Raw genomic sequence first — 26071 nt, forward strand, 5'->3', positions numbered from 1 at the left:
CAACAACGTCACCTACTGGGGGAATCGCAATGCTGCGCACCAAACGCGCCATGGTCGCGTCCGTGACCGTCACCGTGCTCGGCTGGATCGCGGCGGGGGTCAACAGCATATTCGTCATCCGCAACCCGCACCTGCACTACGCCCCTGTGTCCCTGCTGTGGCTGCACAGCTTCGCCATCGTGGCGACCATCATGACCATGATGCTGCTCGCCACGAGGGCGTTCCACCGCATGATCGGCGAGACAGCGCAGGCATACGCGGTCGGACTGGAGACCGGCATAGAGATCCGCGACTCGATGCCGGCCCCGGGCAGCTTCGCGCCGACGCCCGAAATGAAGGAAGCTCCGGCGGTCGCCGGAGCTTGCCGAGGCTAAGTCGAAGCCTTACTCGTCCTGCTGCTGGAGGTCCGACACCACCTTCAGGATGGTGTAGAGGGTCAAGCCCTCTCCTGCGGGGTCGGCCTCCTTGAGGATCTCTACCATGCGGCGGCGAGTCACGAGGGATTTCTTGTCGCTGGCGGGCACGCCTTCGGGTGGGCCCGCCGCAGCGGCGAGAGCCTGGTTGAGCTTCCTGGTCGGCTCCTCGATCGCCTTGTAGTACTCGCGGGCCGCCTCCAGCAGGGCTTTCTCCGCCGCTTCTCTCTGCTCCTTCGGGGGGAGCCTGCCCGGATTCTTCATGAACATCAGTCTGCCACACCTCGTTTCGTTTTCGTACCAACCTTGCGGGATTGGCGGCGCCGCCCCACCAACTCGGCGACGTGCTCCTCGTACTCCTCCTCGGTCCACAGCGCCCCGCACCCGCCGATCTCCTCGCGGGCATCGCACTCGATGTACCGCTCCCCCGCCGTCCGGATCAGCGCCCGCTTCCCGCACGACGGGCAAGGCCCGACGAGTTCCTGCACGTGCACAGCCCACGGCGCGAGACCATGCGCCCACCGGCGCAACGCCCCGACCTCGCCGATTAGGTCGTCCACCCACGGCTGACCGGCCGCCCAGCCCAGGTGCCGCAGTAGCCACGCCGACAGCTCGGCGACGTCGGCCCGCTGTGGGTAGACCAGGCCGCGATGCTCGGCGATCAGCCACGCCCAGTTCTTGAGCGTGGACGGGATCGACGGCGGCCCGATCTGGTCGTCGTCTTCACCGTGGACCGGCACCGCGCCGTCGTGCAACATCGACAGCACGTCGAGCCGCGCCGGGGTGCCGGCCTCCTGCGACCCGGACACCCGGTCCCCGCCGCCCTGGCCAGGCGTCTTGTGCTGCTCCAGCCACCGCACGAGCTGCGGCGTGATCTCCACGTCGCGGCGCAACCTGGTGGTGCAGGTCTCGCAGATGAGTCGCCCGGCCGCTGCCTGGCGAGGTTCGCCCCGCCTGCAGCGAGGGCCGATGCACAGCGAGGTCGTGGTTTCGGGCAACGCCGTCCTTCCCAGTCCATGAGGGGTGCGAGCCGTTCCGTCATTGCTGCAAGCGGAACAGCTCGCGTTAGTGGACTAAGGTACGTCCTTCCTGGTAGGGACGCCGTTCGCCGTGGCCATCGCCTCGTACGACGGGTACAGCTCCGGCCAGCGATCACCACGTTCCAGCGCGTCCAGCGGTAGCCTGCCGTCTCGCAACGCCAGCCGGACACCTATGTGGTTGTGGCCCTCGACGGCGAGCCAGCCCGCACATGCCAGGTCCTCGCCCGTGCGAGGATCACCGACGTGGCAGCCGAACATCGGCGTGCCCGGCAGCGGCGGCATCCCAGCCGCGTTCGGACGGCAGGTGGCGCGCAGTTCCTCGTACCGCTCCGGCGGAAACTTCCCGACTGGGGCTTTCACCTGCCACGGGCATTCGCCGCACGGGAACTCGCGGCGGGGCATCTTGTCGCCGCTCACCCCTCCTCCTCTCGCATCACCTGAATCATTCCGGCAATCTCCATGCAGTGGTGCTCCAGCGCCCGCCGCTCCCCCGGCAGCATCTCGGCCAGGAGCGCGCGAGCGTGGTCCACGTCCTCATTGACGATGGCGAACAGGACCTCCGACTCAACGAACGTCGTACCGTACCGGCCGAGGTAGACGCTCACCGCGACCTCCGCTTCGCCGGGCGCCGCTTGACCAGCAGCACCTCGCCGCCCACCTCCCAGCACGCCAGCAGGCCGCCGTCCCACTCCTCCGCGAGCCGGAGCGTATAGCGGATGCGATTGAACGGGCACACCACCTCGACCTCAAGGTCGGAGTCCGCAGGGACGGTCAAGCTCCGCTCGCAGCACGGAAGCTCGGTGGTTACGGTGTCCGCACCCTCTTCCTGCACGGTGTGCCGCTGCACCACCATGCCAGGGGTGGAACGGAGCTCGCCAGGCGTCACGTGAGTGCTCGCCGAGCGGACCGGCGGCGTCGGCTGTGCCCGCCGCGCCGAGGGCGCCGGTGCCCGGCGCACAACGTCATACCTTCTGGTGTCCAACGCCTGGAGCAGCCGGTCAGCCATCCGCAGCCGGTAGTCCTCCTCAGCGAACGGCCCCAGCGCCTCGCTGCGCTCCAGCTCGTCAGCGAGGACATGCATCGCTGCCGACCACGTTGAGGTGCTCATCACACCATCCCGTACTTGTCGTCGATCAGGTCCCACACCTTGACGCCGAGCTCGACCAGCGCCTCGGGGTCGTCGAAGAACTCCAGCGCCCAGTTCAGGGCGTGCTGTTCGTCCTGGGCAACGACGCAGGCCGCGGCCGCGAACTTGACCAGCTCGCGCACCTGCTCGTCATCGAGGCCCAGGTGCCTCATGCTGACGGCCATGAAGTGATCTCCTTCGCGGTGAGTCCGAACCGTTCTATGAACATCCGGATGATGTGGAGGGCGACGCGCCGGTCCTCGGCCTCGTCGTAGTCCTCGGTGTGGCTGTACGTCTTCGTCCCGGTGTCGGTGTCCAAGTCGTAGTCGTGGTACTCGATCTCGAACAGCTCCGGCCGGTCGGGCATGTGGTCGCGCCAGTCGCCGCCGTAGCGGTCGGCGTCCCGCCGCGCGCCGTCCAAGACGTCCTGGATCTCGACCCATGCCCGCTCCAGGCAGAGCGCGTTCTCGTAGGTGCCGCTGATCGTGGTGGCCTGCACGGCGACCATCTCGGACGGCTGGCCGGGCCGGATACACAGCAGGCCGGCCACCTCGGCGATCTCGTCGCGGGTGATGTAGCCGTGCGCGCTCATCGGCCCTCAAGCTCCTTGACCCGCTGCTGCAGCCTGACGACCTGGAGACGGAGCGCGTCAATCATCTCGAACAGCTCATGTGCCCTGGCCGCCACCTCGGAGGTCATGTTGTCGGCCTGAACGCGGTTGCGCGCCACGGTGTCCGACAGCATGTCCAGGTCGTGCCGTACCTCTTCGGCGGTCCGCTGCGCGTCGCGGGCGGCCGAGCAGTCCTCTCCGTAGCCGTAGCTCATGCCTTCGGTCCTTCCTCGGGGTGTACGAATCGGGCGTTGTCCGGGTAGCGGTGCCGCCACTCGGGCGGCACGGTGCCCTGGTGCCACAGGTTCCGGGTCGTGGCCGTCCGGCCGTCGAACCACGCGATGTCGAAACGGCGGCCGCCGTGCCCACGGAACCCGCCGGTGTCGCCGCCGATCGCGTAGTGCTCGCCGTCGACCACGACCCGGTCGGCCGGGTCGGTGCTCTCCTCTAGGAAGCCGCCGGGCCCCCAGAACGGAGGCAGGTCCGAGGTCTCTTCGCTGCCGGTCAATGGAGGATCCCGCGCGTGATGCCGTCGTGGACGTCCCGCACGCAGCGGGCGTCACCGAGCGCGGTGTGCTTGGTCTCCGGTTCCTGCGTGACACCGACGATCTCCCAGGCCAGCACGTCCGAGTCTCCGCTCAGCCAGCGGCGGACGTACTCGGCCTGCGCGGGCAGGAACGCGTCGTCGACGTCGCCGCCGGCCGCGGCCAAACGGCCATAGACGTAGCCCTTCAGCAGGGCCCGGATGTCGTCCATCCGGTGCGAGGCCGTGAACGCCTGGCCGTGGGCGCGCAGGAAGGAGCGCAGGAAGTCCCAGTCGTGGCGGGGGTTGTTCGCGACGATCGTCGCGCCGTCGAGCTGCTGAGCGAGCTGCAGCGCGATCTCTTCCGCCGTCACGTTCTCCCGGACCGCGCCCTCGGAGAGAATCTCCCGCTCCCGGACTGCGCCCTTGGAGAGGATTTCTCGGTCCGCGCCGCATGAAAGGTCCACGCCGTGGCCAATCGGGAGGTGAGCGACCTGGCTCCGGTCGTAGTACCGGCTGATCTGCAGCGACTTGGGGTCGGCGGCGGTGAGGTCCGGGCGGACCTGCCACCAGAACTCCAGGTCGCCGCCGTCAGAGAAGTCGAGGTCGCGCACAATCAGCGCGACCTCCCACAGATGACCGACCTCGGAGTCGAGGTGCGTCGACTCGGTGTCCAGGTAGACGTACTTCACGGGTGTTCCTTTCTCGGTGGGGTTGTGCATCGGGTTCTCGGGAGCAAGGCAGGGCGACCCGGCGCGTGGCCGGGCCGCCCTGCACGGTCAGGGTCGGGCCAGCGGCGCGGGCGGTGCCGCCGAGGCGGCGGAGATCGGCTGCCGATCGGGGTTGCGGTGGTCGCCTCGGTGGAACCGGGCCAGTTCCTCCGAGGCGGCCTTGACCACGCCGGGGTGGCTGGCCCACGGGCCGCCGTCGACGCCGAGCGTGCAACCGGGGGTGCGGCAGACGGCCTGGTGCCGGAGCTCGCCGTTGACCGTGACCGGCTCGATCTTCACGACGATCCGGGGCATCAGGTGTTCTCCTCGCCGCCGCCGATGGTGATCATGACGACCGGGTGGATCTCCGGGTTGATCGCCTCGGTGGCCTTCTCGATCGCCGCTTCGTCGTCGGCCTGCACTGCCTGGGCGAATGCGTGGAAGTTCGCTCGCGGCAGCCACCGGGAAGGGCTGCCCAGCCGGGGGTACTCACGAAGTACCAGGCCGTCGTCGTCCCAGTCGCCCCTGCCGAGCAGGTCGCTGGTGCCGGTGGCGTGGACCCGGCCCATCAGCTCGCGCGTCACGCGGGGGCCGAACTGCTGGCCCAGGGTCTCGATCTGGGCCAGGTCGCCCGCGCCGAGCGGCGCGTCACAGACGGTGGACCAGATGAAGTACAGCTCCACGTCCGAGCTGGCCTTGATGATGAGGTGCATTAGTCGCGAGCCTTTCCGCTTGCGTGAGGGAGCTGGAGTTCGGTCCAGTCCGTCCAGTTGGTGCCGTCCATGCCGATCCAGCCGGGGTGGACGAGGCGCGCGCCGCTGCAGGCGATGCCGACGACCCAGCCGACGTTCTGGTGGAGCGTGTCGTCCGCTGCAGGCAAGACGCCGCAGACGGGGCAGGTGATGGTCAGCCACTTCTTGAGGTGCTGGGATGCCGTCTCCAGGTAAGAGGCCAGGTTTTCGAGGTAGCCGGCGTCGTCGGCGAAGAACGTGTGCCCGCTGACGACCTCCCGGTTCTCGGCGGTGAAGAAGTGTTCCTCGATGTCGTCGGCCCACGCCTCGGTGTTGTCGGTCAGATAGGCGGCCAGTTCGTCAGCCGTCACGCCGACGTGGACCGACAGCTTCATCTCCCGCTCGTAGGCGACCAGTTCCTCGACCCTGATGCGGACCTTGCGGATCTCGCGGGGCAGGGCCTCCTCGACCTGGTACGGCGGCATCGCCGTGAAGCAGGGCGGGTTGGTGGCGGTGGTGTGCTTCCACACGTCAGGACGGCCGTCCTCGGCCTGGTTGCGGAGCGGGGTCTTGCAGCTGGTGCAGGTCGTTTCCGTGTTCTCCACGGTTCTCCTTCAGGGTTGGTTGAAGGGCGGGCGCTGGGTGGCGCCCGCCGCTGACGGGGTTAGGAGCTGATGGCGCGCTGGCCGGTGGCGCTGAGGCGGGCGTTGCCGCCGATGTCGGCGCGGTCGCCCGCCTCACGGCCGGCGAGGAAGGCGTGCGGGTCGCCGATCGTCGGGCCCCTGTTGGCTCGGGTGTTCGGGGCCTGCTTGTTGAAGTAGGCGTCCACGGCGGCCTTCCGGTCGCGCAGGACCAGGGCGGTGGAGCTGCCCGTGCTGCTGGTGGGGGTCTCGGCGGCGGCGGCCTGGTTGGCTTCGCGCAGCTTCTCGCCGACGCGGGAGGCGAAGCCGAGCATGAAGCTCTTGCGGACGGTGGCGACGCGCTTGGTGGCGGTGACGGCCTTGACTTCCTTCGTCATCTGCAGGGCCAGGGAGGTGTAGAGCATCTTCACGGCGTCGAGGTCGCTCTGGTAGCCAGACACCATGACGTAGGTGGTGCCGTTGACCTTCCACGTCAGGACGCGGCAGGTCTTGGCGTTGGTGATGGCGGCGAGGAGCTGGATGCGTTCGGCCTGGTGGGGTCCGTCGACGACGAAGCCCCAGCTGGCGAGTTCGTCGGTGATCTGTCCGGCGGCGGCGAGGTGGGCTCGTTCGACGCCGTACTTGGCCATGAGGGCGTAGGCGCGCTCGCGGAAGGTTTCAGCTTCTGCGGTGCCGGTGTTGGGGTGTTCCGCGATGGCGAGGTATCCGCGGATGCGGTCGAGCGTCTTTTCGCTGGCGGTGGTGGTCACGGCCTGCCTTTCTGGGTTGGTTGGTGCTATCGCTTTTGCTTGCGTGAGTTGGGTCGCTCGCGCTCGCTTGTGGTTTGGATCTTGCGCCATTCTCGCATGTTCGTTTCGCTTTCGCAACAACCCCTAGAGCGTGCTGAAATGCTCGTGAGCGAGCGTGCGACGCGGGATGATCGTTGGGGGCGCACAAGCCCCTGAGAAGCGCTCACGTTGGCTCTGAGCCCTCCGTAAGCGCACTTCAGCGCCACGCGAGACGGGCAATTTCACTGCACCCGGCACCGCCCTGCGACCGCCGACGCGCAAGCAATGCAACTTGCGGAATAAACCGAAGCGCGGGAAGGTGGAGATGACATCAGCCGCCCGCCAAGGAGACGCCGTCCGACCATGGCCCGCTCAACCACCGCCGCCGCCCGCAAGGCACTGGTCAAGCAAGCAGAACGGCAAGCATCTCCCCTGCGCACCAAGGCCCGCGCGGACAAACCCACCCTCTCCACCCGCATCAGTCCCCAGCTCGACGAACGCCTCAGCCGCGCCAACGAAGCCACCGGCCTCGGCATCTCCGGCATCGTCGAAGCCGCCCTCAGCGAGTACTTCGACTTCCTCGGCATCCCCGCCGACGCCGAGCCACCCCTCAACCCGGACGGCAGCCGGCCCAAGCGAGAGCGCACCGTGAAGAAGCGCACCCGCCGAGCCAAGGAGGAGATCGACGACGTGGCCATCGCCCCGCGCATCACCCGCCAGACGGACAACCGGCTCACCGTCGCCTGCCTGAACACCGCCACCGGTCCCCAGGAAGTAGTGGAAACCGCCCTCAAGGCGTGGCTGCTGAAGCGCGGTATCTCTCTCTACGGCCGGACCCCCGGCACCTGACCTCACCAGGCCGTCCTCATGTAGCGCTCGCTACACGGGGGTATGCTGTCGCCGGACCTGTGAAGAGGCCACCAGAAGGCCGCCACCGCGCGAGGGTGGCGGCCTTCTGCGTGCCCCGGCCTAGGCTTCTGCGGTGCCTTTCAGGCCCCGCCACCGCCCGACCCGGACCACCTGCCGTTGGCGTCGGTGACCTCGATCACGCCTCCTCCCGCTCCTTCGCGTTCTCGACGAGCAGCGGCCACAGCTCGTCCGCGAAGCCCCAACGGGACTTGCGGCCCTTGGTAGTGGACTCCCGGCCGGTCACGTACTCCTTGATCGCCTGGACGACGAGCAGGTGGTCCGCGAGGGTGTCGACGATGGGCAGCGGGTTGCCCTCGTTATCGATCCAGCCGGCGGGGTGCCACACGATCGTGACGCCCTCCGGCCAGGACTCGGCGAGGCTCGGGTTGCCGGGCTCGAACATCCAGTACGCGCCCGGTCCTTCCTCGTGCTCCCCGCCGTTCCACTCGTGGCGGTCCGGCTGAACGCCTGCGTCGATCAGCGTTCCGGTGATTGCCTGGAAGTAGATGTTCAGATCGTGGTCCAGCGAGCCGGGCGCGGGCTGCTCGGCGGCGGTTCCCACCAGGTCGGAGTGGGTGCTGTTCATAGGAAAACTCTTTTCTATAGGTCGAAGATTGCCAACAACAGGGGGACACCAGCCACAGCGCTCGCGTCCCCGACCAGGCAACGGATAGCCTGACAACGCGGGCCGTCACGCTCGCACATCATCACCCTGGAGGGATTGGCCCCAGCACCCTCATGCCGTGGGCACCGCGACCACCAGGAGCATCCCCCATGGACCGCAGCACCCCTTGGCGGCGAGCCAACATGGACGCCGCGTTCACTGACGACATGCGCGCCCACGTCCTGCGCGCCGTCGCCGCCAGCACCCGCCTTGCCGACGCGATGGCTGAGTTCGAGCTGCCCCAGGAGGTCGCGTACGGCCGCGCCCGCTGGGACGCTGAGTTCCGGGACGCCTTGTACTCGGCGCTCATGGACGGCCGGGACCCGCGCCTACGCCACGGGTCCTGGACGACGTACGACCGCGATGGGTGCCGCTGTCCTGAGTGCCAGGCCACGCAGCCCTCCTGCACCGGCGCTCGGCGATGGCTACAAGAGCAGGGTCTCTCTACGCCGGCGGGTCAGGCAGACGCCTGAACTCCAGCCGGTCGAGCGGCTCGAACTGCTCGATCAGTCGCCGCACGCAGCCCGAGCGGACCTTGCGGTAGTCGCCCTCCTGAGTCCAGGCCACCATGTCGTCATCGCCGATGAGTTCGCGGGCGCGGTCGTCGAGACTCCACCACATCGGCCCCTTGGTGACCTTGACGAGGATGTAGCTGGGGTGGTGCTGACCGTTCTCGTCGAGGAAGCGCCGCCTGTTGCCCTTGACGTACCTGGCGTAAGGCGGCTTCACCTCAACGCCTGCCTCGGCGAGCATGGCGTCGAATGCCTCTGGGTGGTTCTCGACGCGGATCTCGCGGACGGTGACCCGACGCGCATTCTCACCGAGCCGGGCGAGGAATCCCTGCAGGTGCTTCCGCGGCAGGAGCATGTAGCCGAACCCCATGCTGAAGGTGCTCCGGGGCGGCGGGACCTCGTCGTCCCAGGCGTCCTGGAAACCGACCCAGTTACCGTCCTTCTTGACTGCCACGTGATCGGGGTAGCGGTCGATGACCTCGCTCCACTTCGGCGCCGTCCAGTCCTTCAAGGGCGGCTTGATCTCGATCGCGGCCATGGCCTTCCTTCCTGTGTGAAGAGGTGTTCCATTGTGCCGAGACGCCAGCAGTTTGGCTGGCGTCTCGGCAGTTTCAGATGCGCTTGACGCGCTTCTTCAGCACATCCGCTTCGGCCTCGGTCAGCCGTCCACCCTCGGGTACGCATCCGTACTCGCACGGCAGCCCCTCGGTGGCGCCGTACAACCGGCAGATCAGGGGACGCACCTCGTACGCCCGGCACCGGCCGTCGTCGCCGAGCGCCGCGCACGGCGGGGCCTCCGTCACCTTGCTGAGCCGCTGCCGCAGCAGCGGGCCGGCCGCAGTCGGAAGGCCGGGGAACCCCGCCTCCTCCATCCGCTGCGACTCCCGCTTGCTCCCGGCGATCGTGTGACAGTGCGCCTGGCACAGGCCCTTGCAGCCCGCGTCCGGCACCTTCGCGTAGATGCCTTCGAGCAGGGCGTCTTGCCGGTCGGTCCACTCGCTCACCGCTCCTCCTTCGCTACCTGCGCCAGCGCCTCACCCAGCCGCTCTAAGGTGACGCCGCGCTGCCCGCCCGGCAGCAGCCGGGCGATGAGATCCCACTCGTCCACCTCGGAGAGGCGGGCCACCTCGCCGACCGGCTCGACCAGCGCGGCCCGGCCGTCCATGACGGCCCACGTCGCGAGCACCGGCCCGGTCCCGTCCTCATCGACGTCGAGGACCTGGGCGTGCAGCTTCAGGTACGGGAACGCCGCGGCGATCGTCTGCCACTCGGCGGTCACCTCCTCCACGCTGGGGTGCTTGCCGATGTTGTAGTTGGAGCAGCCGATCCGGCCGTCCCAGTCGCACCAGCCATGAGGGCCGCCGATCCAGGCGGACATGATGCGCTCGTTCTTCAGGTACTCCAGCCGCAGGACGCCGATCCGCTCCCGCCACGCCTTCATCGGGCCCCAGTACGCCTTCCACGCCTCGGGGCCCGCGCCAGGAGCCGGTTGAGCTGGCATGCCGTGCTCGGCGGCCACGCTCTCCACCGCTGCCGTCCACTCCCAATCGCTGAACCCGGCCAGGAACCAGTCGCTGGTGCGGATCAGGATCTCGTTGGTCTGCTCGCGCGTCACCGGCTCGCCGGCGACCAGGAGTCGCGGCCACTTCGTCAGGTCGGTCATCAGGGGAACTCCAGATCATGGGTTGGTTGAGGGGGAAGATCGTAGCCCGTCATGGCGCAGCCCCGAACAGGTCGAGCTGGTCGCCACCGATCGGCGCCATCTCCGCGGCCTTCCGCGCCGCCGCCGTCGTACCCACCTTCTGCGACAGGTTCGTCTCCGGGTCCACCTCGTAATGCCACTGGCAGATGTCCGCCAGCCGGCCCCGGTAGAGCCCGCGATACCAGCCGCCGAAGAACGCCGTCGGGTGGAACGCCAGCTCCCGCCCGCGCTCGATGCTGTCGGCCTGCTCCTCCGAGAAGAGGAGCCGCCGCCCGCAGCTCGTGTACTCGCAGTCGATCACGACCAGCGCGACCAGCTCGGGCGCGGCCGGGTACAGCGCCGCCGCCATCTCGCGGGCGTGCGCCACCGTGCGCACCTCGAAGCGATACGAACGGTCTGTCGTGTACGGGTTGCTCCCGCGCTCGTACAGCCAGATCCAAGCCGTCACTCGGCACCCCCCGGCCACTCCAGCTCCAGGGTCGGTTGAGCGGGACGAGCGTCCCGAGTCTTCTTCGCCTGGTAGTACGACGCGGCCAGGTCGTAGCCGCCGCCCGGCGCCTTACCGGGCAGATGCCGGGAGAACCGGGAGTCGGCGCGGACGGTCACGATCGGGCCGCCGGCCTCCAGCCAGCCCGGCGGGTACGCGCGGCCCACCTCGACCAGCCACCGCGCGTGATTCGACTTCGGCGGCTTCACCGCGGGCAGGTCACGCCAGCCGGGCCAGGCGTGGTCGTGCGCGTCCTCGACGGCGTCGCCGCCGCTCTGCCGCGTCTCGCCCTCCCAGTCGCAGCCCAGGCACGCGCCCCGGTACAGCTGGTGCCAGCTCGGTTCGTCGACCACGCGGGCCAGCAGAGTCGGCCGGTGCTCCGGCGCGGTGGACGGGAAGTCGTCGCCGCGCGCGTTCGCGCCCGGATGGCCGAAGTAGATGCCCCACATGCCGCGCCCCTCGCCGATCGGGAGCTGCCGGCGAGCGGCGAAGCGGGCGGCCGCGCCGCGAGGCTCACCGCTCATCGGGCTGCTCCTGCTCGGCGAGCGACCAAAGGATCACCTTCGTGCAGTCGTTGAGGTCGCGCGTCGTGCCTCGGGCGCCTATCTCGTGACGTACGAGCCCGTCCCGCTCCAGGGAGCGCAGGGCCTTCTTCACGGTCTGCTGCGCGGTGCCCGGCAGCCCGAGCACCCGCGCGAGCATCCACGCGGTGATCCGCAGATGCGGATACGTGCGGAGGTGTTGCAGCACCATCGGTTTGAGCTCCGGGTACACGGTGCCGCGCCGGTCGACGTCGCCTTCCAGCTCGCGCAGGTACCGCTGGATGGTCCGTGAGTGGACGCCGAGGCGGTCCCCGATGAGGACCGGATCGGTGACGCCGGCGTGCCGCAGCTGCTCGGTCTGCTCCTTCCGGCTGGCCCGCCGGTTGGTGCGGGCAGCGCTGGCAGCGGTGGTGTCGCGGCTCACTGCGGCGTCCCCCGCTCCAGGTCGTCGGCCGCCGCGATGACGGCTTCTACCGCGCCTTCGGCCGGCTGCAGCGTGGCCGCGGGCGGCTCCCAGTCGGGGCGGGACGCGACCATGGCCAGGTACAGCCAGTCCGGCCGCATCGCCCACGACTCCGGGTGGGTGCCGAGCGTGCGCTCCGTCACGGTCATCTGGCCGACCGAGCCGTCCGCTTTCCGGTTGGGTCCGGACAGCTCGTACCGCTCCAGGTACCAGCCACGCTCGGGCGTCCACACCCACCGGTAGTTGGCGTCGCGGGGGAAAAAGTCGCGCTGGCCGGGCCGGACGATCGGCTCGGCGGCGGCGAACTCGTCCTCGACGATCACCGTCACCTTCTTCCGCTTGACCGTCGTCCAGCCGTGCGCGGCCCCCGGCCCCGTCGCGGTGGCCGGCGGGTCGAACAGGGTGTCGTCGTTCACGTCAGGGGTTCCTTTCACAGCAGGGCGAGTTGTTCGTGTTCAGGTCGAGGCCGCGACGGCTTCTGCCGTCGCGACCAGCCGGGGGGCAGCCACTGCGCGAGGTCGTAGCTGCCGTCCCACGGGTCGAGGTCGCGCCGGGGCGGGTCGAGGACGAACAGGCCGGGCGGCGGCTCGTCGTCGCGGCGCAGCGCGTCGTGCCAGCCGAGGACGGTCGGGATCGCCCGATCGGGGCCGGCGCGCTGCAGGTAGGTGCCGTCCACGGAGTCGGCCCAGGCGACCATCCGGTAGCGCAGCAGGGAGTTGACCCGCCCGACGTGCGTCCACAGGCCGATGCTGTTGGCGACGCGGCCGAGGTTTTCGGCGGCGTCCGACAGCTTCCACGCCGTGGTGCCGCCGATGAACAGGCAGTCGAAGTCCTCCCAGTCCCACAGCGGGCAGAACTCCATGTAGTCCTGCGCGACGAGGGCGGCCGGGAGGCCCATGGCGCGGATCTCCTTCAGCATGTGCCGTGACCGCGCCACGGTGGCGAACGCGTCGCCCACCACGTCGGGCGCGGTCACGAACAGGCACCGGTCGGCGTGCGGCACGAACCGCTCCAGCCAGCGCAGGTACTTCCGGTCGCCGGGGTACTTGCCGCTGAACACCGCGTTGTCCACGCCGAACAGGCCCTGCTCGGGCACGCCGTTGCCGCTGGCGGGGTTGAGGATCGCCCCCAGCCGGTCGGCGGCGACCTGCTCCCGGATGGCCGGAGTGGACGGCGGGGCGAGATACAGCGGCCGGGGAAGCATCAGCTCTTGGCCGCCTCGCGCAGCGCGGCGTGCAGCTCGCGAAGCCTGCCCGGCCCGAAGTTTTTGATCCCCGTCAGGTCGGCGTCGCTGTAGGCGGCCAGGTCGCCGAGGACGCGCATACCGGCCCGCATCACGAGGTTCCGCACCCCGCCGTACGGGCTGGGAAGCACGTCGTAGAGATCGGTGTCCAGCGGCAGCCCGGTCCGCCTCACCCGGTCCGCCATCGTCAACGTCTGGGCGCCGAGCTGGTCCACGATCTGGTCACGCCAGTCGCGGACCTGCTTGCCGTACTTGGCGGCCTCCTGGTGCTGGGGGCACATTGCGGGCGCGGCCTGGTCGCAGCCGTGGCAGTCGCCCAGCCACGGGCGTTCCTCGGCCGCGTCGGCGTAGTCGCCGAGCCGGTCGATGATGTGGTCCCAGATGTCGCTGGCCAGGGTGACGGTCAGCATCCGGGACGGGTCGATGGGCACGATGACGCTCCTTCGAGAGAAGGCGCTGGCAGTTTTGCTTGCGTCACTGCCAGCGCCGGAATGGGAGATCAGCAGGGGATGACGACGATGACCGTGCTGACGGAGATGCCGGACATCGCGAAAGCGTCAGCCGGAAGCGCGGTGATCGAGCCGCCTCGGTCCTCGACGAGCTGCCGGAACTCGGCCGCGGCCTTCACCTTGTGGAAGGCCACGCCCCCGCTCATGACGGCGACGAGCCGCCCGCCGGGCTTCACGAACTGCAGGGCGTGGGTGACGTGTGCGATGTCCCGGCCGCGTGAGAACGGCGGGTTCATCACCACCCGGTCGTAGGCGGCCTGCTCCATCTGGGTCAGGGACAGGAAGTCGGCGCGGCGCACGCTGTTCACGCCGGGGACACGCTCGACCAAGACGTTCGCCAAGCCGTTGTCGAGCTCCACGCAGTCCACGACCGCGCCGGCGTCGACGGCCGCCGCAGCGATGTTGCCGGTCCCTGCCGAGGGTTCGAGGACGGCCATGCCAGGCTCGATGCTGGCCAGGTCCAGCAGCCGGGCCACGACATCGGGCGGCGTCACGAACGCTTCCCGGTCGCGGCCGACCTCCATGTTGGAGGCCAGGTCGGCGGCGGCCTTCAGCTTCTCGACGTCGATGCTCGGCACCTCGACCTTCGGCCGGGCATCCTGGGGCTTCTTCTTGGGCCGGTTCGTCACGGTGACGGCCGGACCGTCGTCGCCGTGCGGGCACTCCACGGCCAGGATGTCGGTGAACTTCACCTTGTCGGGCCAGGAGTAGCCGGACTGCACGCTCACGGTCACCTTGTTGACCTTCAGCACGACGCGCCGCCGGTCCCGCATCCAGTACGTGACGAGGTCGCCGACGTGGACGTTTCCCTTGTGCCACATCACGTACTCGCCCGCCTCGATCGCGGCGGCGAGCTGCGCCCGGTCGTATTCGAGCTGGTTGTCCAGCTGCGCCTTGCGGGCCAGCAGCCGCTCCCGGTAGTCGCCCGTGGCGGGCTCGTGCCGCTCGATGTAGATCGGCCGGTCGTTGTGGTCGAGGTGCCTGCGCTCGTGCCCGTCCAACGCCTTCTGGATCTGCCGCAGCTCCGCTTCGGCCGTCTCGATCCGGCGGCGGGTCACGTCCGGCCGGGCGGACCGCTTGAGCTGGGAGCCGACCGCGTTCGCGCGGCGAGCCACCTCCTGCGCGGTGTTGTTCTCGCTGATGCTTTTACGCATCGCGTCGTGCATGCGCTGCTGGTCACGCCGCGCGCCCCGCTCGGAGTGGTGGCCGGGGATGATGGGCTGGCCGCCCGCGAACCGCTCGCTCAGCTGGTCCGCTCGGTCGTGCGCGGCCGCCGCCGCGCCGGCGTGCCGGTCGACCTTCCGCTCCAGCGCGTCGCGCCGATCCTCCAACCGGTCGGCCTTGTCCGCGAGGACCTGGGCGCGGTCTCGGGGAGTGTCGTCGATATCGACCTCGACCTCGTACCCGGCTTCGCGCAGGGCCTTCGCCGCAGCGTTGATGGCGTACCGGTCGGCGACCTGGTCACGGCTGTTGCGCAGGCCGATGCACGGCAGTCCTTGCCTGGCCATCGACGGGAAGAACTTGAAGTTGCCGTTCTCCCACTTGCGGATGATGTCGTACACGCCGTCACCCTTGCGGGTGCCGTACACGAGGGTGCCGTCCTCGTGGTTGTGCCTGATGATGATGGTCAACGTGCCCCTCTTCTGGGTTGGTCAGGTGAAAGGGGGCGGCGGTGGGTGGCCGCCGCCCCGGGCGGGTGATGGTCGCGGTCAGGACCGCTGGAAGGTCCAGCCGGGCGGCAGCGACACCGGCCGGCCGCAGCCGTGGCACTCGAAGCCCTCGGGCTCGCCGAGGTCGTCGTCGCCGACAGAGGCGCTGACCACGCGCTCCTCAGCGATGTAGATGGGGAGGTCGCCGCCGTCAGAGGTCTTCACCATGATCGAGTCGTCGCCGCACCCGCTGTACGGGCAGGCCAGGCTCATGCGGAGGAACAGGGTCGCCGCGTCGGCGCGCACGGGCACGGTCTCGTTCACCGCATGCTCACGCTGTTGGGGTCGTCCGCAGTCCGGCACTGGTCCTTGTGCAGGTAGCCGATCTGGTACTGGTCGGCCCGGCCCTCGATCGCGGCGGCCCGCGTCTTCACCGCCAGCAGCGTGGCCGGCTTGCCCTGGCCGACGATGCCAATCTCCCCGTCTTCGGGCAGCGGCTGGCCGGGCCGGACGACCTGCACGAACCACGTGCGGGCCTGCACATTGTGCTCACACACCGGGATGCCGGTGAGCGGGTCGGTGCCCTTCGGCTCGGGCAGGAACGGCACCTGCAGCCAGGAGTCGTCCCACGGCAGGCCCATCTCGTGCGCGGTGTCGCCGATCGCGCCCTCGTACGCGTTGGCGATCTCCTCCAGCGTGTAGCCGTGATCGGCGATGTAGCGGCTGATCTTCCGGACGACGGCCTGCGGCGTGATCTCGACCAGCAGGACGGCGTCGTCCGTGTGCCAGCCCTCGGCCATCTGCTGCAGGTTCCCGGCCGCGTAGTAGCGGCCGTGCCGGAACTCGCCGGTCCAGGTGAGGTCGCCAGCGACGGGCCGGGGCGCGTTGACGACGGCCAGCCCCTTCGTCCGGATGAGGTGGTCGTGCTCGCCCCAGCCGGGCATCCCGGCCAGGACGTGCCGCTTCTCCAGGGTGATGTCGGTGGTGGTCATTGCTGAGGTCCCTTCGGGCAGTAGCGGAGGAGGTGGTCGTTCATGAGCTCGTCGAGCGCCTGGATGACGGTCTGGCCGTAGCGGTTCTCGGGGCCGCGGACCTTCTCCTGGCAGAGGGGGCATGTCACGCCGATCTCGAACTCCTCCCGGTTGTGGGAGTAGCCGTGGCGGCGGGCCTGGCGGGCGATCTGGGCGCGGCCGGTCTTCGTGGCCGGGTCCGGCGGGCGGCGGGTCACGCGTCCCCGTCTTCGGGCTCGTCGTCGCTGATCTGCGAGAGCAGGAGGTCCATGACGTACTCCCTCGGCGGGAGCACGCCCTCCCTCGGCAGGAACACCGAGCACGTCGGGGGGCACTGGGCGTTGCTGCGCTCGGTGCCGTCCGGCTCGGTGCCGCAGTGCGGGCACCGCTCGCGGGGGACGGTCTGGGACACGTCGAACGTGCCCCGCTTCACGTAGTAGCCGCGGTTACGTCCCGTCTTCTCTTCGCCGTCCTGGCCGTCCTTCGGCTTGTCCTCGGCCTCGTCCGTCTTCTTGCGGCCGATACGGCGGAACGTCCCCAGCGCCTGCTCGCCAACGGCGACCTGGCGGCCCTGCGCGTGCCAGTCGCGGAAGCCCGCGCAGTGGGTCAGGCCGGGCCGCTGCGCCAGGAGCAGGGCGATGTTCAGCAGGGAGTAGCCCGGCTCGCTGCTCGCGGGGTCGAGCTTCCAGCCGAGGCTGGCTGCGGCCTGCCTGTACGCCTCGAACTCCTCGGGGTTGTTCAGGCAGGCAACGGCGTAGTTGTGTAGCAGTTCGTTCGCGGCGGCCTTGCTCGCTGCGGATCTGGCCTGCATCGCAGGCGTGACGGTGCGCCGCTTGCGGCGCTTCGTGGCGGTCTTGCCCATGGGTTGGTTGGCCTTTCTTGCATGCGTTATTGCTTGCGTGATGGTGCTGGCCCCAGGGGTGGGGCCAGCACGTGCGGAGGGGTCAGATCCGGATGTGGGCGGGCGGCGGCCCGAACAGGTCCGTGCCGAGGAGCACGAGGTCGTCGTAGGTGTTGGTTTCGGCGAACAGGTCGTAGCTGCCGTCCAGGCCGAGCAGCCGGACGGCGCGGTTGTGCGCCGAGGTGACGGTGATGCCGTCCCGGACCGAGGTAAGGATGTCGTCCGGTTCGGCAAGCAGCAGGTCCATCGCGCCGAGGACCGAGCCCCTGGGCGGCTTGCCGTCGACGAGGAGCCCGCCGTGCTCGTCGAGGGTCACCAGCCATCTGCCGCCGCACACGTCGCTGATGTATCCGGCGAGGCAGAAGGCGGTGCCGCAGCGGTCCTTGCCGACGAAGTCTCGCCACGTGCCCTGGTCCCACCGGACTTCGCCGGGCAGCACCGGGCTGCAGGGGTTGGTGTTCGCCTGCTGCAGGATGAACGTGCTCATGACGTGCCAGAACAGGTCAGCGCCGCGCAGCGCGACAGGCTGCTCGTTGACGATGGTCATCACAGATCCTTTCGGAGGAGGCGGCCCCGCCCGGGTGGGCGGGGCCGTGAGGGGGTCAGTAGCGGGTGGCGTCGCGGTCGTCCTGGGTGAACCCGTCGCCGCCGCGCGACACGAGCCGCCCGGCGCGGGTCATGGTCTCGGTGGTGCGGTGGGAGGAGTAGGACAGCGTCGTGTCCGTGCCGATGCCGATGCCCTGGGCGGCGGCGAACGCGTCCTGGTCCGCGCCGAGGAAGACGAACGTCCAGCCCTTCTTCTGCAGCTCCTCGATCAGGCGGCGGATCTGGCGGCGGGAGCGCCACTCGCGGGAGGCGTTCTCCTCGCCGTCGGTGAGGATGACGACGCTGACGCTGCCGGGCACGTCGCTCTCGGGCATGGCGTCGAACTGGGCGGTCATGCGGGTGAGGGTCTTGCCGATGGCGTCGAGCAGCGCGGTCGTGCCGCGCGGCTTCAGCCGGTAGTCGGGGACGTCGGCCAGGGGGCGGAACTCGTACACCGCCTCGTACTCGTCGTCGAAGTGGTAGAGCGAGACGAGCGTCTCGTCGGAGTTGGCGGTCTGCTCGGCGAGGAACGCCTTCAGGCCCCCCTCGGTGTCGGCCTTGACCCCCTCCATGCTGCCGGAGCGGTCCAGGATGATCCTGATGTCGTGGCGGTTCGGGTTGGGCATGGTGTTTCCCTTTCGGGTTGAAGGTGGGCCGAGGCCGGCGGCGCCGGTCGGCCGGGGGGAATGGTCAGGAGGTGGCGGTACGCCTGACGCAAGCAATGTTGCTTGCGTCAGGCGGGACAGGGTTACACGTACTCGTGGACCCAGGCCAGGCCGGTGTTGTCGAGGTCGTACTGGGCGCGGGTCACCGTGACGTACGCGAGCATCGCGTCCGGGCGGGAGATCCGGCCCAGCTTGCCGTCAGCGGTGGGCTTCGGCTCGGGGAAGCCGCTGGCCACCTGAACGCGGTGCCACTCGCGACCCTTCGCCTTGTGCGCGGTGGAGATCTCCACCTCGGGGTTCGCGGTGACGAGCTTGGACACCGTGTCCAGCACCACGTCGGGGCCGTGCTCGTCGATGAGGTTCACGAAGGGCCGCAGGTCGGAGCCCTCCTCCTCCTCGACGTAGTCCTGCAGCTCTCCCCAGTCCTTGAACGCGAACAGCTCCGGGTGGGAGCAGCCGCGGCCGTCCTTGAGCTGGATCGCCGCCTCAGCCAGCTTGCGGATCTGGTCGCCGCCGCCGACGAGGGAGACGCGGCGGCCGGCCTGCAGCTGCTGCATGACCTGGGCCATGGCGGTGCCGTTGGTGCGGCACAGGATCGCGTCGGGCTCGTCCAACTCGATGATGCGGGAGTTGATCTGGTCGAAGCCCCGCAGCCGCAGAGGGGCGTCCAGCAGCTCCAGCCACACGTTCGCCTCCTCGGCGACGGCCGCGCCGAATCTGAAGCTCTGCGAGAGGGTCTTGCGTGCGCCGTTGAACCCGGCCATCGCGTTGTCGGCGCCGCGCCACCCGTAGATGGACTGGGCGCTGTCGCCGACGAGGACGAGCTGGGCGTGGCGTTGCTGCTCGACCACCTTGGCGACGGGCGGGTTGGAGTCCTGCGCTTCGTCGAGCAGTACGTAGTCGTAGCGCAGCTGGGGCTCCGACAGGCACCACATCTTGAGGTAGCAGTCGTGGGAGAAGGGCAGCTGGCCGCGCGGGTCGAGGATGTCGTCCCACGCCTTCTTCGCGAAGAGCGGGATCTCGGCGGCGAGGGTCTGCCTCGTCTCACGATCATCGAGGCCGGGGATGCGCGGAACCGGCTGGGTGAGGATGTTGGTGCGGGCGGAGCGGGTGAACGCGCCGACCGTGGCCATGACGATCCGGGCGACGTGCGCCGGGGGGATGATGCTGGTCGGCGTGTAGATCGGGTTGTTGATCTTCAGCAGCCGGGCGACGTCCTCGGACTTCATGCGGGCCGCCTTGAGCCGGTGGGCGTACTTGCGGCCGACCGCGCCGAACGCCAGGCCGTGCGAGGTCTTGCAGGTGACGGAGTCAGGGAAGCTCGCGGCGGCCTCGACCTGGATGGCCTTGTTGTAGGCGATGTACAGGCCCTTGCGCTTGGGGACCGCGCGGGCCGCCATCTTGAGCACGCTGGTCTTGCCGCAGCCTGCCCCGGCCTCGATGACGAGGTTCTTGTCGCCGGGGACGAAGGTTTCGACGATGTCGGTCTGCTCAAGGGTGGGCTTCGGTGCCATGACTGGTCTCCTCGGGGGGATGCCGTGTTGCTAGCTGTAGTGCTAGCAACAACGGCTGGATGGGTTGGTTGGTGGGCCGGGGCGGTGGGTGGCCGCCGGGGCCGGGGGTGGTGCTGGGTCAGCCGATCTGGCAGGCGAGCATCGCCTGGCGCAGCGTGGTGCCGTGGGTGAGGGCGTGGTGGATCGCGTCGAGGGCCATGCCGCGCGGCCAGGCGGCCTCGTACATGAGGGCGGCGAGGCTTTCGGTGAGGTGGTCGGCCGCCTTGTCGTACTGGTCGGGTGAGAGGGGCCGGTCGGTGGCGGCGGCGAGCTGTCGCAGCGTGTTGAGCATGTTCTCGGCGATCTGGGCGCTGGCCGGGGGTTCGGCCGCCGCCGGGGGCGCGGTGATGGTCATGCGTGCCTTTCTGCTTGCGGTAGTGGCGCGGTGCTGGTCGGTGGGATGTTGCCGGGCGGTGGAGGGTTGCCGCCGGTCCGGCGTTTCACCGCGTTTCCGCAGGTCACGTTGTGTTTTGCTGAGATCATCTTGCCATAGGTTCGTCTCGTTTGCAAAACGACCCTCTGACGTTGGGAAACGCGCGTCTCAGAGCGTCCCTGAGCGCTCGAAAGAGCGTCGCAAACCCATCACGCGAGACGAGCGCTCGGAAGCGCTCACGCGCGATTCTGGCCACGCACGGACGCCAATACGCAAGCCTGATCGCTCGCAACAACGCCAAGCGCGGACACGCAATCACCACGGCTCGGCAGGCCCCTCCCCCGCTAACCGACACCACTCCCACCCCTCCGACTCCCCCGCTCCCACCGCGCCCGAGCCACCGCCCGCAACCGCGCCACCTCAGACGGCTCCAACTCCGGAGACTCCGGCTCCGGCTCCCACACCTCACTCACAGCACCAGCCGCCACCGCAGCCGCCGCCACCTCATCCACCCGCTGCCACCGCTCCCGGTCCTCACGCGTCCCCGTCTTCCGCTCCCGGCCAGCCAACGGCTCAGCCGCCGCCGGCAACACCCTCCCCACGATCTCCCGCGCCCGCTCGACCGCAGCCGCCGGATCAGGCGCCGCCCGCCGCGCGACCTCCTCCCGCGCTGCTCGGGCCAGCGCTTGTGCTCGCGTCCTCGCCGCGTTTGCGCGGGCCACCTGCTGCGACCGCGACAGGATCGGCTGCAGCGCCCCGTCCATCCAGAGCCGCAGCCGGGCCCTGGCCACCTCCCACCGCATCGGGTCGCCCCACAGCGGCGACCCGTCCGGCGAGTAGTTCAGCGCGTGCAGCACATCCGCGTGGCTCCACCCGGCATCGAAGAAGCGGCCGGCCAGGTCCAGCAGATGCTTCGGCACCTGCGGCGACGAACTGCCCGTCACGCGCCCACCCCCTGTGCTCGCAGCGCCGCCCGGGCGGCCACGTACTCCGCGGGCGGCGTCCGCCGATCGGCCAGCTCGACCACGGCCGCGGCCTGCTCGACCGGCTCAGGCCCGAAGTCGTGCAAGCCCCATGCAGCGACGAGGCGACGCCCCTGGTCCCGCCACATCGCGGCCTCAGCGTCCTCGGCCTGCTGCGACGCCGACCGCACCAACGGCGTGCCGTCCGAGCCGACCCACAAGCCCACCCGGTGCCGGATCCGGGCCCGCATGCCCCGCCGACGCTCGACCGCGCCCGCCCGGCGGCCAGGGTCGATGTCGCCCCACTGCCGACCGTCCGGCGTCCGGTTCAGCACGTGCTCCACGTCCGCGACGGTAAACCCAGCGACGAACAGGGGACGCAGCAGCGACCGCAGGTCCTTCGCCGACAAGATGCCGAGCGTTAACGCGTGGTCCCGGCGCAGCCGCTCGCACGCCGCGACCTGGTCCTTCTTGCTGCCAGGCGTTGCGTGACGTGGCCACGAGGGGGACGGGCCCGTAAGTCCGGAGTTGTCGCGCGCGCCCGCGTTAGGGATAGATCCTCCCCAAGAGAAACCCCGAACAGCGGGGGTGCAAACTTGTTCCACACCCTCGCTGACGTGGGAAAACGTGGGGCGTTCCGTGACGGTTTCGCACGGCCAAGGGATCTCTTCGTCGTCGGAGTCGTCGAGCTCCGCCACCTCGAGGTCGTCGACGTCGTCAGGCAGCAGCTCGGCCGGGACGGTCAGGGCGTACTCGGCGGCGAGGTTGCCGAGGCCGTCATCGAGCAGGCCCCACAGATTGCCCGCTCGGGTGCGGGAGGTGGAGCCGGTGACGACGGTGACGAGCAGCTGCTGGTCGCGCATCCACGCCAGCAGGTAGGCGATGGTGCGGCGGGAGACGCCGACTTCCTCGGCGAGCACGTCCCAGGTGGCGCCGCGTTTGGGTGCGGTCATCATGGTGGCGTCGGTGCGGGTGGCGAGCTGCCACGCGAGACGCATCAGGTTGCGGTGCCGCTGCCGGTTGCAGTGGGCGCGGGCGAGGTAGTCCACCGCGTCCAGCCATGCCGCGCGGGTGGGTGCAAGTTTCTGCCCGTCCATGGGGACGGGCGTGACAGGGGCGTGCGCTGACCTGCGCAGACGCCCCCCGCTTTCGGTTTGTTCGCATACCGAGGGCAGGCGTGTTATCTTGTTCTCCGAGAGTAAGGCCCCCACGGGGGCAACGCGAAGGTGCCCCGCTCGCAGCCGGCCAAAGCACAGAGCAGGGATCGCAGTCGCGATGAAGTGGTTACTTCAGGAGCGGCCCGCACTGCGGGCCGTTTCTCATTTCAGCCGATAGATCTCCTTCGATCAGGTCGCCGGATTATCCCACAGATTCCGGACTTCGCCATTTACTGAAGCGGGCGGGCAACACGCGCTGCCGCGTCTCCCCCCACACCGAATGCACGACGATCCACGCCTTCGTGGGATCTGTGCGGAACACCTCCACGCGGTGAATCACCTCGGCCAGGATGTCCCGCAACTGATCAGCGGGCAGAGTGTCCCATTCCTGGATGAGCCCTTCGACCACTGGCACGTACTCCATCAGCGCCTTCACCTCCGGCTGGTCCTCGAACTCCGCCAGCCTGCTTAGGACCTCGGACCGTTCGCCGAGCAGCCTGTCTCTCAGCGGCTCGTACGACGATTGCGGGATCACCTCGGCTATCAGCAGTTCGGTCTGCCGTTCCAGGGCCTTATCGATGCGTTCAAGCTCGCGCTGAAGCACGTCCGACTCAGACTCTGCGACCTCTCGAACCGTGAGGCCGGCAGTCTCCGCAGCAGCTGCAGTCTCGATGTCGGGTAACCACTCGGCAAGCACCTGCTGAACCGCTTCTTCAAAGGCGTCCATCGTCACGTGGCGGGTGCTGCACTTCACCTCCTTCTTCTTCGTCGAGCCGCACACGTACGCCTTGCGCCGAAGGTGTGACACGTACATAGACATACCGCAGTGGCCGCACTTGATCAGCCCCGAGAACGGATAGACGGCCCTCCTCGCGCGCGGCGGCCGAGCTGCGGCAATCTTCCGGTACCGCCTGTAGGTCTCCCATGTCTCCATGGTGATAACGGCCTCGTGCGCGCCGGGCAGGTACTCCCTGTTGCGGCAGTTCTGCGGCTTGCCGCACGGGCACTCGCGATGATGGATGCAGATCAGACCGGCGGCGAAGCCTCGGTCCATCATCCGGCGCAGCTCGTTCGGCTCGAACAGCACGCCTCTTGTCGTCCGGGCGCCACGGGCCTTCATCCACTCGGCTACGACGACGAAGTTCCGGCTGGCGATCCACCGGTCGTAGGCTTCCGCAAGAACGCCAGCCATACCGCTTGCGTGGTCGGGCTCGTAACGTTCAGGGCCGTCCTGGGGATCCGCAATGGTTCCGGGGTAGAGCGGGTGAGGTGCCCGGCCTCGCCGGATATAACCGAACTGGGCAGCACCGAGCGGAGGAAGTCCGCGGGCCAGACGGTTCTGGAATGCCTCGCCCCACTGCTCACCGGCCCGGTCGGACTCGAACGCGGCCAGCTCGAACAGCACGCCGCGCGTAAGCTTTCCGACCGCTGTGCGAGCGTCGATCTCTTCGGTCGCAGAGATCAGCTCACCGCCGGCCTTCTCGACCCGGGCGAGGTTGAGCTGATTGCCGGTCCGGTTGCGTCCGAAGCGGCTGTACTTCCAGACGAGGATCGCCTTGGCGTTGCCGTCTTCGACGGCCGCAATGACCTTCATGATCTTCCGCTGGAAGGTGCGGCCGGAGACATCGAGGTCCGAGACCCACTCGATGATGCGGTAGCCGCGGCGGCGAGCCAACTCGGTGATCGCGGCTCTCTGGATGTCCGGGGAGATCTTCTCTTCGAGCATCATGGAGACGCGGATGTAGCCGATGGCGGGGATCAAGTCCTGACGTGGGGCGTTACGCACAAGGACAAGTTACTCAATTAGAGACAGTGCCCCACAGCAGGGCCGGGCCGAGCGAGCCCCAGAAGAAGGCGCGGTCCCAGCCCTTGGTGCTGTCGCTCTTGCCGCGGTACTCCAGGGCCACGCCGCGCACGATCAGCGCCAGCAGGATGAGGAACAGCGGCAGGTAGAAGCCGCTGAAGAGGGTGGCGTACCACTCGGGGAAGGCGGCGAAGGTGGCGCCGCCGGCGACCAGCAGCCACACCTCGTTGCCGTCCCAGACGGGGCCGATCGTCCTGACGATGGTGCGGCGCTCGCCCTCGCCGCCGCCGCCGAGGAAGGGCAGCAGGATGCCGACGCCGAAGTCGAAGCCCTCCAGGACGAAGTAGCCGGTCCACAGCACGGCGATGAGCAAGAACCAGACGGTGGTGAGTTCCATGGCCGGTGAGTTCCTTAGTAGGACAGGGCGGGCACGGGAGCTTCGGGTTCGAGCTCCTCCTGCGCGCCGCGCTTGATGAACTTGAGCAGCAGCCGCACCTCGATCACGGCGAGGACCGCGTACACGAGGGTGAACCCGACCAGGGTGATCGCGACGGAGGGGACGTCGGCGGTGGGCGAGACGGCGGCGGCGGTGCGCATGAGGCCGAACACCGTCCACGGCTGGCGGCCCATCTCGGTGAAGATCCAGCCGAGCGAGTTGGCGACGAACGGCAGCCCGATGCCGAGCATGGCCAGGCGGTAGGCCCACGTGCCGGCCGGCAGCCGGCCGCGCCGGGTGAGCCAGAGGCCGGCGAGGGCCAGCAGCGCGGACAGCATGCCGAAGCCGATCATGAGCCGGAACGACCAGTACGCCAGTCCGACGACCGGCCGGTAGTCGCCGGGGCCGTACAGGGCCTGGTATCGCTCCTGGATGTCGTTGACGCCCTCGACCCTGCCGTCCAGGGTGTTGGTGGCGAGGAGGCTGAGGCCGTAGGGGATCTGCAGGTTGACGTGGTTGCGGCCGTTCTCGACGTCGCCGATCGCGAACAGCGAGAACCCGGCCGAGCTCTCGTCCTCCCACAGCGCCTCGGCGGCGGCCATCTTCATCGGCTGCTGCTCGGTCATGATCTGCGCCTGCATGTGGCCCGACAGCGACACGCCGACGGCGGCGACCAGGCTGACGACCATGGCGAGCCGGGCCGCGGGGCGGAAGACGTCCACCTCGCGCCGGCGCATGAGGAACCAGGCGCTGACGCCGAGCACGAAGCCGCCCGCGACGAGGAAGCCGCCGGCGATGACGTGCGGGAAGGTGACGAGCGTGGTGGAGTTGGTGAGCACCGCCCAGATGTCGGTCAGCTCGGCGCGGCCGTTGTTGATCCGGTAGCCGACCGGGTGCTGCATCCAGGAGTTGGCCGCGAGGATGAAGTACGCGGAGACGTTGGTGCCGATGGCGGCCAGCCAGATCGTGGCCAGGTGCACCTTCTTCGGCAGCTTGTCCCAGCCGAAGATCCACAGCCCGAGGAACGTCGACTCCATGAAGAACGCGATCAGCCCCTCCATGGCGAGCGGGGCCCCGAAGACGTCACCGACGAAACGCGAGTAGTCACTCCAGTTCATCCCGAACTGGAACTCCTGCACGATGCCGGTCACCACACCCATCGCGAAGTTGATGAGGAACAGCCGCCCCCAGAACCGGGTCATGCGCAGGTACTCCTGCTTGCCGGTGCGGTACCACGCGGTCTGGAGCCCGGCCACGATCACCGACAGGCCGATGGTCAACGGCACGAACAGGAAGTGGTAGACGGTGGTGATCCCGAACTGCCATCGGGAGAGGTCGAGGACGTCCATGCGGATCAGCGTCTTGCAAGATCCCGGGCCTCACC

General features: G+C 69.1%; 39 protein-coding genes and 1 pseudogene. 2 read left to right on the top strand and 38 right to left on the bottom strand.

Annotation, left to right across the window (positions count from 1 at the left end):
- Window positions 1–29: 29 nt before the first annotated feature.
- Window positions 30–374: a hypothetical protein gene (locus ABD292_RS45170; protein ID WP_344218912.1), complete on the top strand. Its 345-nt coding sequence runs from the start codon at window positions 30–32 to the stop codon at window positions 372–374.
- Between the two features lie 9 nt (window positions 375–383).
- Here the strand turns inward: ABD292_RS45170 and ABD292_RS45175 are convergent, their stop codons facing one another.
- The 14 genes from ABD292_RS45175 to ABD292_RS45240 all read right to left on the bottom strand — a co-directional run bounded on the left by ABD292_RS45175 (window position 384) and on the right by ABD292_RS45240 (window position 6543).
- Window positions 384–677 carry a hypothetical protein gene (locus tag ABD292_RS45175; RefSeq protein ID WP_344218914.1) on the bottom strand — a complete coding sequence of 98 codons (294 nt, stop codon included), beginning with the start codon at window positions 675–677 and terminating at the stop codon, window positions 384–386.
- Window positions 678–682: 5 nt separating this feature from the next.
- Window positions 683–1411, bottom strand: a complete 729-nt coding sequence (locus ABD292_RS45180) for a hypothetical protein (protein ID WP_344218916.1) — start codon at window positions 1409–1411, stop codon at window positions 683–685.
- Window positions 1412–1486: 75 nt separating this feature from the next.
- On the bottom strand, window positions 1487–1870 hold the full coding sequence (locus ABD292_RS45185) for a DUF6283 family protein (protein ID WP_344218918.1): 384 nt from the start codon (window positions 1868–1870) through the stop codon (window positions 1487–1489).
- Entirely contained in the window at window positions 1867–2058 is a 192-nt protein-coding gene (locus ABD292_RS45190) for a hypothetical protein (RefSeq protein WP_344218920.1), read from the bottom strand. The genes ABD292_RS45185 and ABD292_RS45190 overlap by 4 nt, the downstream gene beginning before the upstream one ends.
- A complete protein-coding gene (locus ABD292_RS45195; RefSeq protein ID WP_344218922.1) occupies window positions 2055–2534 on the bottom strand; it encodes a hypothetical protein in 480 nt (159 codons plus the stop codon). The genes ABD292_RS45190 and ABD292_RS45195 overlap by 4 nt, the downstream gene beginning before the upstream one ends.
- 26 nt (window positions 2535–2560) lie before the next feature.
- Window positions 2561–2764, bottom strand: a complete 204-nt coding sequence (locus ABD292_RS45200) for a hypothetical protein (protein WP_344218924.1) — start codon at window positions 2762–2764, stop codon at window positions 2561–2563.
- The gene (locus ABD292_RS45205) at window positions 2749–3171 is read right to left on the bottom strand and encodes a hypothetical protein (RefSeq protein ID WP_344218926.1); all 423 of its coding nucleotides are present in this window, start codon (window positions 3169–3171) and stop codon (window positions 2749–2751) included. The genes ABD292_RS45200 and ABD292_RS45205 overlap by 16 nt, the downstream gene beginning before the upstream one ends.
- The gene (locus ABD292_RS45210) at window positions 3168–3404 is read right to left on the bottom strand and encodes a hypothetical protein (RefSeq protein WP_344218928.1); all 237 of its coding nucleotides are present in this window, start codon (window positions 3402–3404) and stop codon (window positions 3168–3170) included. The genes ABD292_RS45205 and ABD292_RS45210 overlap by 4 nt, the downstream gene beginning before the upstream one ends.
- On the bottom strand, window positions 3401–3697 hold the full coding sequence (locus tag ABD292_RS45215; protein ID WP_344218930.1) for a hypothetical protein: 297 nt from the start codon (window positions 3695–3697) through the stop codon (window positions 3401–3403). The genes ABD292_RS45210 and ABD292_RS45215 overlap by 4 nt, the downstream gene beginning before the upstream one ends.
- The gene (locus tag ABD292_RS45220) at window positions 3694–4404 is read right to left on the bottom strand and encodes a hypothetical protein (RefSeq protein WP_344218933.1); all 711 of its coding nucleotides are present in this window, start codon (window positions 4402–4404) and stop codon (window positions 3694–3696) included. The genes ABD292_RS45215 and ABD292_RS45220 overlap by 4 nt, the downstream gene beginning before the upstream one ends.
- Window positions 4405–4491: 87 nt before the next feature.
- Window positions 4492–4737, bottom strand: coding sequence for a hypothetical protein (locus ABD292_RS45225; RefSeq protein WP_344218935.1), 246 nt, complete (start codon window positions 4735–4737; stop codon window positions 4492–4494).
- Window positions 4737–5135 (bottom strand): hypothetical protein, encoded by a 399-nt coding sequence (locus ABD292_RS45230; RefSeq protein ID WP_344218937.1) that lies wholly within the window; start codon window positions 5133–5135, stop codon window positions 4737–4739. Before ABD292_RS45230 ends, ABD292_RS45225 begins: the two co-directional genes overlap by 1 nt.
- Entirely contained in the window at window positions 5135–5758 is a 624-nt protein-coding gene (locus tag ABD292_RS45235) for a hypothetical protein (protein WP_344218939.1), read from the bottom strand. Before ABD292_RS45235 ends, ABD292_RS45230 begins: the two co-directional genes overlap by 1 nt.
- A 59-nt stretch (window positions 5759–5817) precedes the next feature.
- Window positions 5818–6543, bottom strand: a complete 726-nt coding sequence (locus ABD292_RS45240; RefSeq protein ID WP_344218941.1) for a DUF2786 domain-containing protein — start codon at window positions 6541–6543, stop codon at window positions 5818–5820.
- Window positions 6544–6924: 381 nt separating this feature from the next.
- On the opposite strand from ABD292_RS45240, the gene ABD292_RS45245 reads away from it, so the two are divergent.
- Complete coding sequence (locus ABD292_RS45245; protein WP_344218943.1) at window positions 6925–7410, top strand: hypothetical protein; 486 nt, start codon at window positions 6925–6927, stop codon at window positions 7408–7410.
- Window positions 7411–7606: 196 nt separating this feature from the next.
- Here ABD292_RS45245 and ABD292_RS45250 read toward each other — a convergent pair whose 3' ends face one another.
- The 24 genes and pseudogenes from ABD292_RS45250 to ABD292_RS45365 all read right to left on the bottom strand — a co-directional run bounded on the left by ABD292_RS45250 (window position 7607) and on the right by ABD292_RS45365 (window position 26036).
- Window positions 7607–8056 carry a hypothetical protein gene (locus ABD292_RS45250; protein ID WP_344218945.1) on the bottom strand — a complete coding sequence of 150 codons (450 nt, stop codon included), beginning with the start codon at window positions 8054–8056 and terminating at the stop codon, window positions 7607–7609.
- A 522-nt stretch (window positions 8057–8578) separates the two neighbouring features.
- Window positions 8579–9184 (bottom strand): hypothetical protein, encoded by a 606-nt coding sequence (locus ABD292_RS45255; RefSeq protein ID WP_344218947.1) that lies wholly within the window; start codon window positions 9182–9184, stop codon window positions 8579–8581.
- Window positions 9185–9257: 73 nt separating this feature from the next.
- Window positions 9258–9650 carry a YkgJ family cysteine cluster protein gene (locus ABD292_RS45260; RefSeq protein ID WP_344218949.1) on the bottom strand — a complete coding sequence of 131 codons (393 nt, stop codon included), beginning with the start codon at window positions 9648–9650 and terminating at the stop codon, window positions 9258–9260.
- The gene (locus tag ABD292_RS45265; protein ID WP_344218951.1) at window positions 9647–10309 is read right to left on the bottom strand and encodes a hypothetical protein; all 663 of its coding nucleotides are present in this window, start codon (window positions 10307–10309) and stop codon (window positions 9647–9649) included. The genes ABD292_RS45260 and ABD292_RS45265 overlap by 4 nt, the downstream gene beginning before the upstream one ends.
- A 49-nt stretch (window positions 10310–10358) precedes the next feature.
- Window positions 10359–10796, bottom strand: coding sequence for a hypothetical protein (locus ABD292_RS45270; RefSeq protein WP_344218953.1), 438 nt, complete (start codon window positions 10794–10796; stop codon window positions 10359–10361).
- The gene (locus ABD292_RS45275) at window positions 10793–11359 is read right to left on the bottom strand and encodes a DUF6349 family protein (RefSeq protein WP_344218955.1); all 567 of its coding nucleotides are present in this window, start codon (window positions 11357–11359) and stop codon (window positions 10793–10795) included. Before ABD292_RS45275 ends, ABD292_RS45270 begins: the two co-directional genes overlap by 4 nt.
- On the bottom strand, window positions 11349–11801 hold the full coding sequence (locus ABD292_RS45280; RefSeq protein ID WP_344218957.1) for a hypothetical protein: 453 nt from the start codon (window positions 11799–11801) through the stop codon (window positions 11349–11351). The genes ABD292_RS45275 and ABD292_RS45280 overlap by 11 nt, the downstream gene beginning before the upstream one ends.
- Entirely contained in the window at window positions 11798–12256 is a 459-nt protein-coding gene (locus tag ABD292_RS45285) for a hypothetical protein (protein WP_344218959.1), read from the bottom strand. Before ABD292_RS45285 ends, ABD292_RS45280 begins: the two co-directional genes overlap by 4 nt.
- A gap of 14 nt (window positions 12257–12270) precedes the next feature.
- Window positions 12271–13044, bottom strand: coding sequence for a hypothetical protein (locus tag ABD292_RS45290; RefSeq protein ID WP_344218961.1), 774 nt, complete (start codon window positions 13042–13044; stop codon window positions 12271–12273).
- Complete coding sequence (locus tag ABD292_RS45295) at window positions 13044–13514, bottom strand: DNA-directed RNA polymerase subunit alpha C-terminal domain-containing protein (RefSeq protein ID WP_344218963.1); 471 nt, start codon at window positions 13512–13514, stop codon at window positions 13044–13046. Before ABD292_RS45295 ends, ABD292_RS45290 begins: the two co-directional genes overlap by 1 nt.
- A gap of 68 nt (window positions 13515–13582) precedes the next feature.
- Entirely contained in the window at window positions 13583–15223 is a 1641-nt protein-coding gene (locus ABD292_RS45300) for a DUF3560 domain-containing protein (protein WP_344218965.1), read from the bottom strand.
- 78 nt (window positions 15224–15301) lie between these two features.
- Window positions 15302–15565, bottom strand: coding sequence for a hypothetical protein (locus ABD292_RS45305; protein ID WP_344218967.1), 264 nt, complete (start codon window positions 15563–15565; stop codon window positions 15302–15304).
- A complete protein-coding gene (locus tag ABD292_RS45310) occupies window positions 15562–16233 on the bottom strand; it encodes a hypothetical protein (protein ID WP_344218969.1) in 672 nt (223 codons plus the stop codon). Before ABD292_RS45310 ends, ABD292_RS45305 begins: the two co-directional genes overlap by 4 nt.
- Window positions 16230–16469: a hypothetical protein gene (locus ABD292_RS45315; RefSeq protein WP_344218971.1), complete on the bottom strand. Its 240-nt coding sequence runs from the start codon at window positions 16467–16469 to the stop codon at window positions 16230–16232. Before ABD292_RS45315 ends, ABD292_RS45310 begins: the two co-directional genes overlap by 4 nt.
- Window positions 16466–17113, bottom strand: coding sequence for an ArdC-like ssDNA-binding domain-containing protein (locus ABD292_RS45320; RefSeq protein ID WP_344218973.1), 648 nt, complete (start codon window positions 17111–17113; stop codon window positions 16466–16468). Before ABD292_RS45320 ends, ABD292_RS45315 begins: the two co-directional genes overlap by 4 nt.
- An 82-nt stretch (window positions 17114–17195) precedes the next feature.
- Window positions 17196–17699, bottom strand: coding sequence for a hypothetical protein (locus tag ABD292_RS45325; protein ID WP_344218975.1), 504 nt, complete (start codon window positions 17697–17699; stop codon window positions 17196–17198).
- Between the two features lie 55 nt (window positions 17700–17754).
- Window positions 17755–18363, bottom strand: coding sequence for a vWA domain-containing protein (locus ABD292_RS45330; RefSeq protein WP_344218977.1), 609 nt, complete (start codon window positions 18361–18363; stop codon window positions 17755–17757).
- A 122-nt stretch (window positions 18364–18485) separates the two neighbouring features.
- Window positions 18486–19916, bottom strand: a complete 1431-nt coding sequence (locus ABD292_RS45335; protein WP_344218979.1) for a UvrD-helicase domain-containing protein — start codon at window positions 19914–19916, stop codon at window positions 18486–18488.
- A gap of 118 nt (window positions 19917–20034) precedes the next feature.
- The gene (locus tag ABD292_RS45340) at window positions 20035–20310 is read right to left on the bottom strand and encodes a hypothetical protein (RefSeq protein WP_344218981.1); all 276 of its coding nucleotides are present in this window, start codon (window positions 20308–20310) and stop codon (window positions 20035–20037) included.
- Between the two features lie 362 nt (window positions 20311–20672).
- Complete coding sequence (locus ABD292_RS45345; RefSeq protein WP_344218983.1) at window positions 20673–21272, bottom strand: hypothetical protein; 600 nt, start codon at window positions 21270–21272, stop codon at window positions 20673–20675.
- Window positions 21269–22387 carry a hypothetical protein gene (locus ABD292_RS45350; protein ID WP_344218985.1) on the bottom strand — a complete coding sequence of 373 codons (1119 nt, stop codon included), beginning with the start codon at window positions 22385–22387 and terminating at the stop codon, window positions 21269–21271. The genes ABD292_RS45345 and ABD292_RS45350 overlap by 4 nt, the downstream gene beginning before the upstream one ends.
- 262 nt (window positions 22388–22649) lie before the next feature.
- Window positions 22650–24209 carry a recombinase family protein gene (locus tag ABD292_RS45355; RefSeq protein ID WP_344218987.1) on the bottom strand — a complete coding sequence of 520 codons (1560 nt, stop codon included), beginning with the start codon at window positions 24207–24209 and terminating at the stop codon, window positions 22650–22652.
- A gap of 52 nt (window positions 24210–24261) precedes the next feature.
- A pseudogene (cydB, locus tag ABD292_RS45360) lies at window positions 24262–24648 on the bottom strand (cytochrome d ubiquinol oxidase subunit II); the annotation flags it as partial.
- A gap of 14 nt (window positions 24649–24662) precedes the next feature.
- Window positions 24663–26036 carry a cytochrome ubiquinol oxidase subunit I gene (locus ABD292_RS45365; protein WP_344218989.1) on the bottom strand — a complete coding sequence of 458 codons (1374 nt, stop codon included), beginning with the start codon at window positions 26034–26036 and terminating at the stop codon, window positions 24663–24665.
- Between the last annotated feature and the right edge of the window lie 35 nt (window positions 26037–26071).

Origin of the sequence: Nonomuraea bangladeshensis, assembly GCF_039529455.1 — a bacterium.
GTDB classification, from domain to species: Bacteria; Actinomycetota; Actinomycetes; order Streptosporangiales; family Streptosporangiaceae; genus Nonomuraea; species Nonomuraea bangladeshensis.

Coding starts and splice junctions, on each gene's coding strand:
- ABD292_RS45335 (WP_344218979.1), bottom strand. CDS start 19,916: ATGGCACCGAAGCCCACCCTTGAGCAGACCGACATCGTCGAAACCTTC.
- ABD292_RS45365 (WP_344218989.1), bottom strand. CDS start 26,036: ATGGACGTCCTCGACCTCTCCCGATGGCAGTTCGGGATCACCACCGTC.
- ABD292_RS45275 (WP_344218955.1), bottom strand. CDS start 11,359: ATGAGCGGTGAGCCTCGCGGCGCGGCCGCCCGCTTCGCCGCTCGCCGG.
- ABD292_RS45170 (WP_344218912.1), top strand. CDS start 30: ATGCTGCGCACCAAACGCGCCATGGTCGCGTCCGTGACCGTCACCGTG.
- ABD292_RS45245 (WP_344218943.1), top strand. CDS start 6,925: ATGGCCCGCTCAACCACCGCCGCCGCCCGCAAGGCACTGGTCAAGCAA.
- ABD292_RS45340 (WP_344218981.1), bottom strand. CDS start 20,310: ATGACCATCACCGCGCCCCCGGCGGCGGCCGAACCCCCGGCCAGCGCC.
- ABD292_RS45195 (WP_344218922.1), bottom strand. CDS start 2,534: ATGCATGTCCTCGCTGACGAGCTGGAGCGCAGCGAGGCGCTGGGGCCG.
- ABD292_RS45255 (WP_344218947.1), bottom strand. CDS start 9,184: ATGGCCGCGATCGAGATCAAGCCGCCCTTGAAGGACTGGACGGCGCCG.
- ABD292_RS45320 (WP_344218973.1), bottom strand. CDS start 17,113: ATGGGCAAGACCGCCACGAAGCGCCGCAAGCGGCGCACCGTCACGCCT.
- ABD292_RS45350 (WP_344218985.1), bottom strand. CDS start 22,387: ATGGACGGGCAGAAACTTGCACCCACCCGCGCGGCATGGCTGGACGCG.
- ABD292_RS45290 (WP_344218961.1), bottom strand. CDS start 13,044: ATGCTTCCCCGGCCGCTGTATCTCGCCCCGCCGTCCACTCCGGCCATC.
- ABD292_RS45175 (WP_344218914.1), bottom strand. CDS start 677: ATGAAGAATCCGGGCAGGCTCCCCCCGAAGGAGCAGAGAGAAGCGGCG.
- ABD292_RS45210 (WP_344218928.1), bottom strand. CDS start 3,404: ATGAGCTACGGCTACGGAGAGGACTGCTCGGCCGCCCGCGACGCGCAG.
- ABD292_RS45330 (WP_344218977.1), bottom strand. CDS start 18,363: ATGCCCAACCCGAACCGCCACGACATCAGGATCATCCTGGACCGCTCC.
- ABD292_RS45325 (WP_344218975.1), bottom strand. CDS start 17,699: ATGACCATCGTCAACGAGCAGCCTGTCGCGCTGCGCGGCGCTGACCTG.
- ABD292_RS45225 (WP_344218935.1), bottom strand. CDS start 4,737: ATGCCCCGGATCGTCGTGAAGATCGAGCCGGTCACGGTCAACGGCGAG.
- ABD292_RS45230 (WP_344218937.1), bottom strand. CDS start 5,135: ATGCACCTCATCATCAAGGCCAGCTCGGACGTGGAGCTGTACTTCATC.
- ABD292_RS45205 (WP_344218926.1), bottom strand. CDS start 3,171: ATGAGCGCGCACGGCTACATCACCCGCGACGAGATCGCCGAGGTGGCC.
- ABD292_RS45250 (WP_344218945.1), bottom strand. CDS start 8,056: ATGAACAGCACCCACTCCGACCTGGTGGGAACCGCCGCCGAGCAGCCC.
- ABD292_RS45310 (WP_344218969.1), bottom strand. CDS start 16,233: ATGACCACCACCGACATCACCCTGGAGAAGCGGCACGTCCTGGCCGGG.
- ABD292_RS45265 (WP_344218951.1), bottom strand. CDS start 10,309: ATGACCGACCTGACGAAGTGGCCGCGACTCCTGGTCGCCGGCGAGCCG.
- ABD292_RS45200 (WP_344218924.1), bottom strand. CDS start 2,764: ATGGCCGTCAGCATGAGGCACCTGGGCCTCGATGACGAGCAGGTGCGC.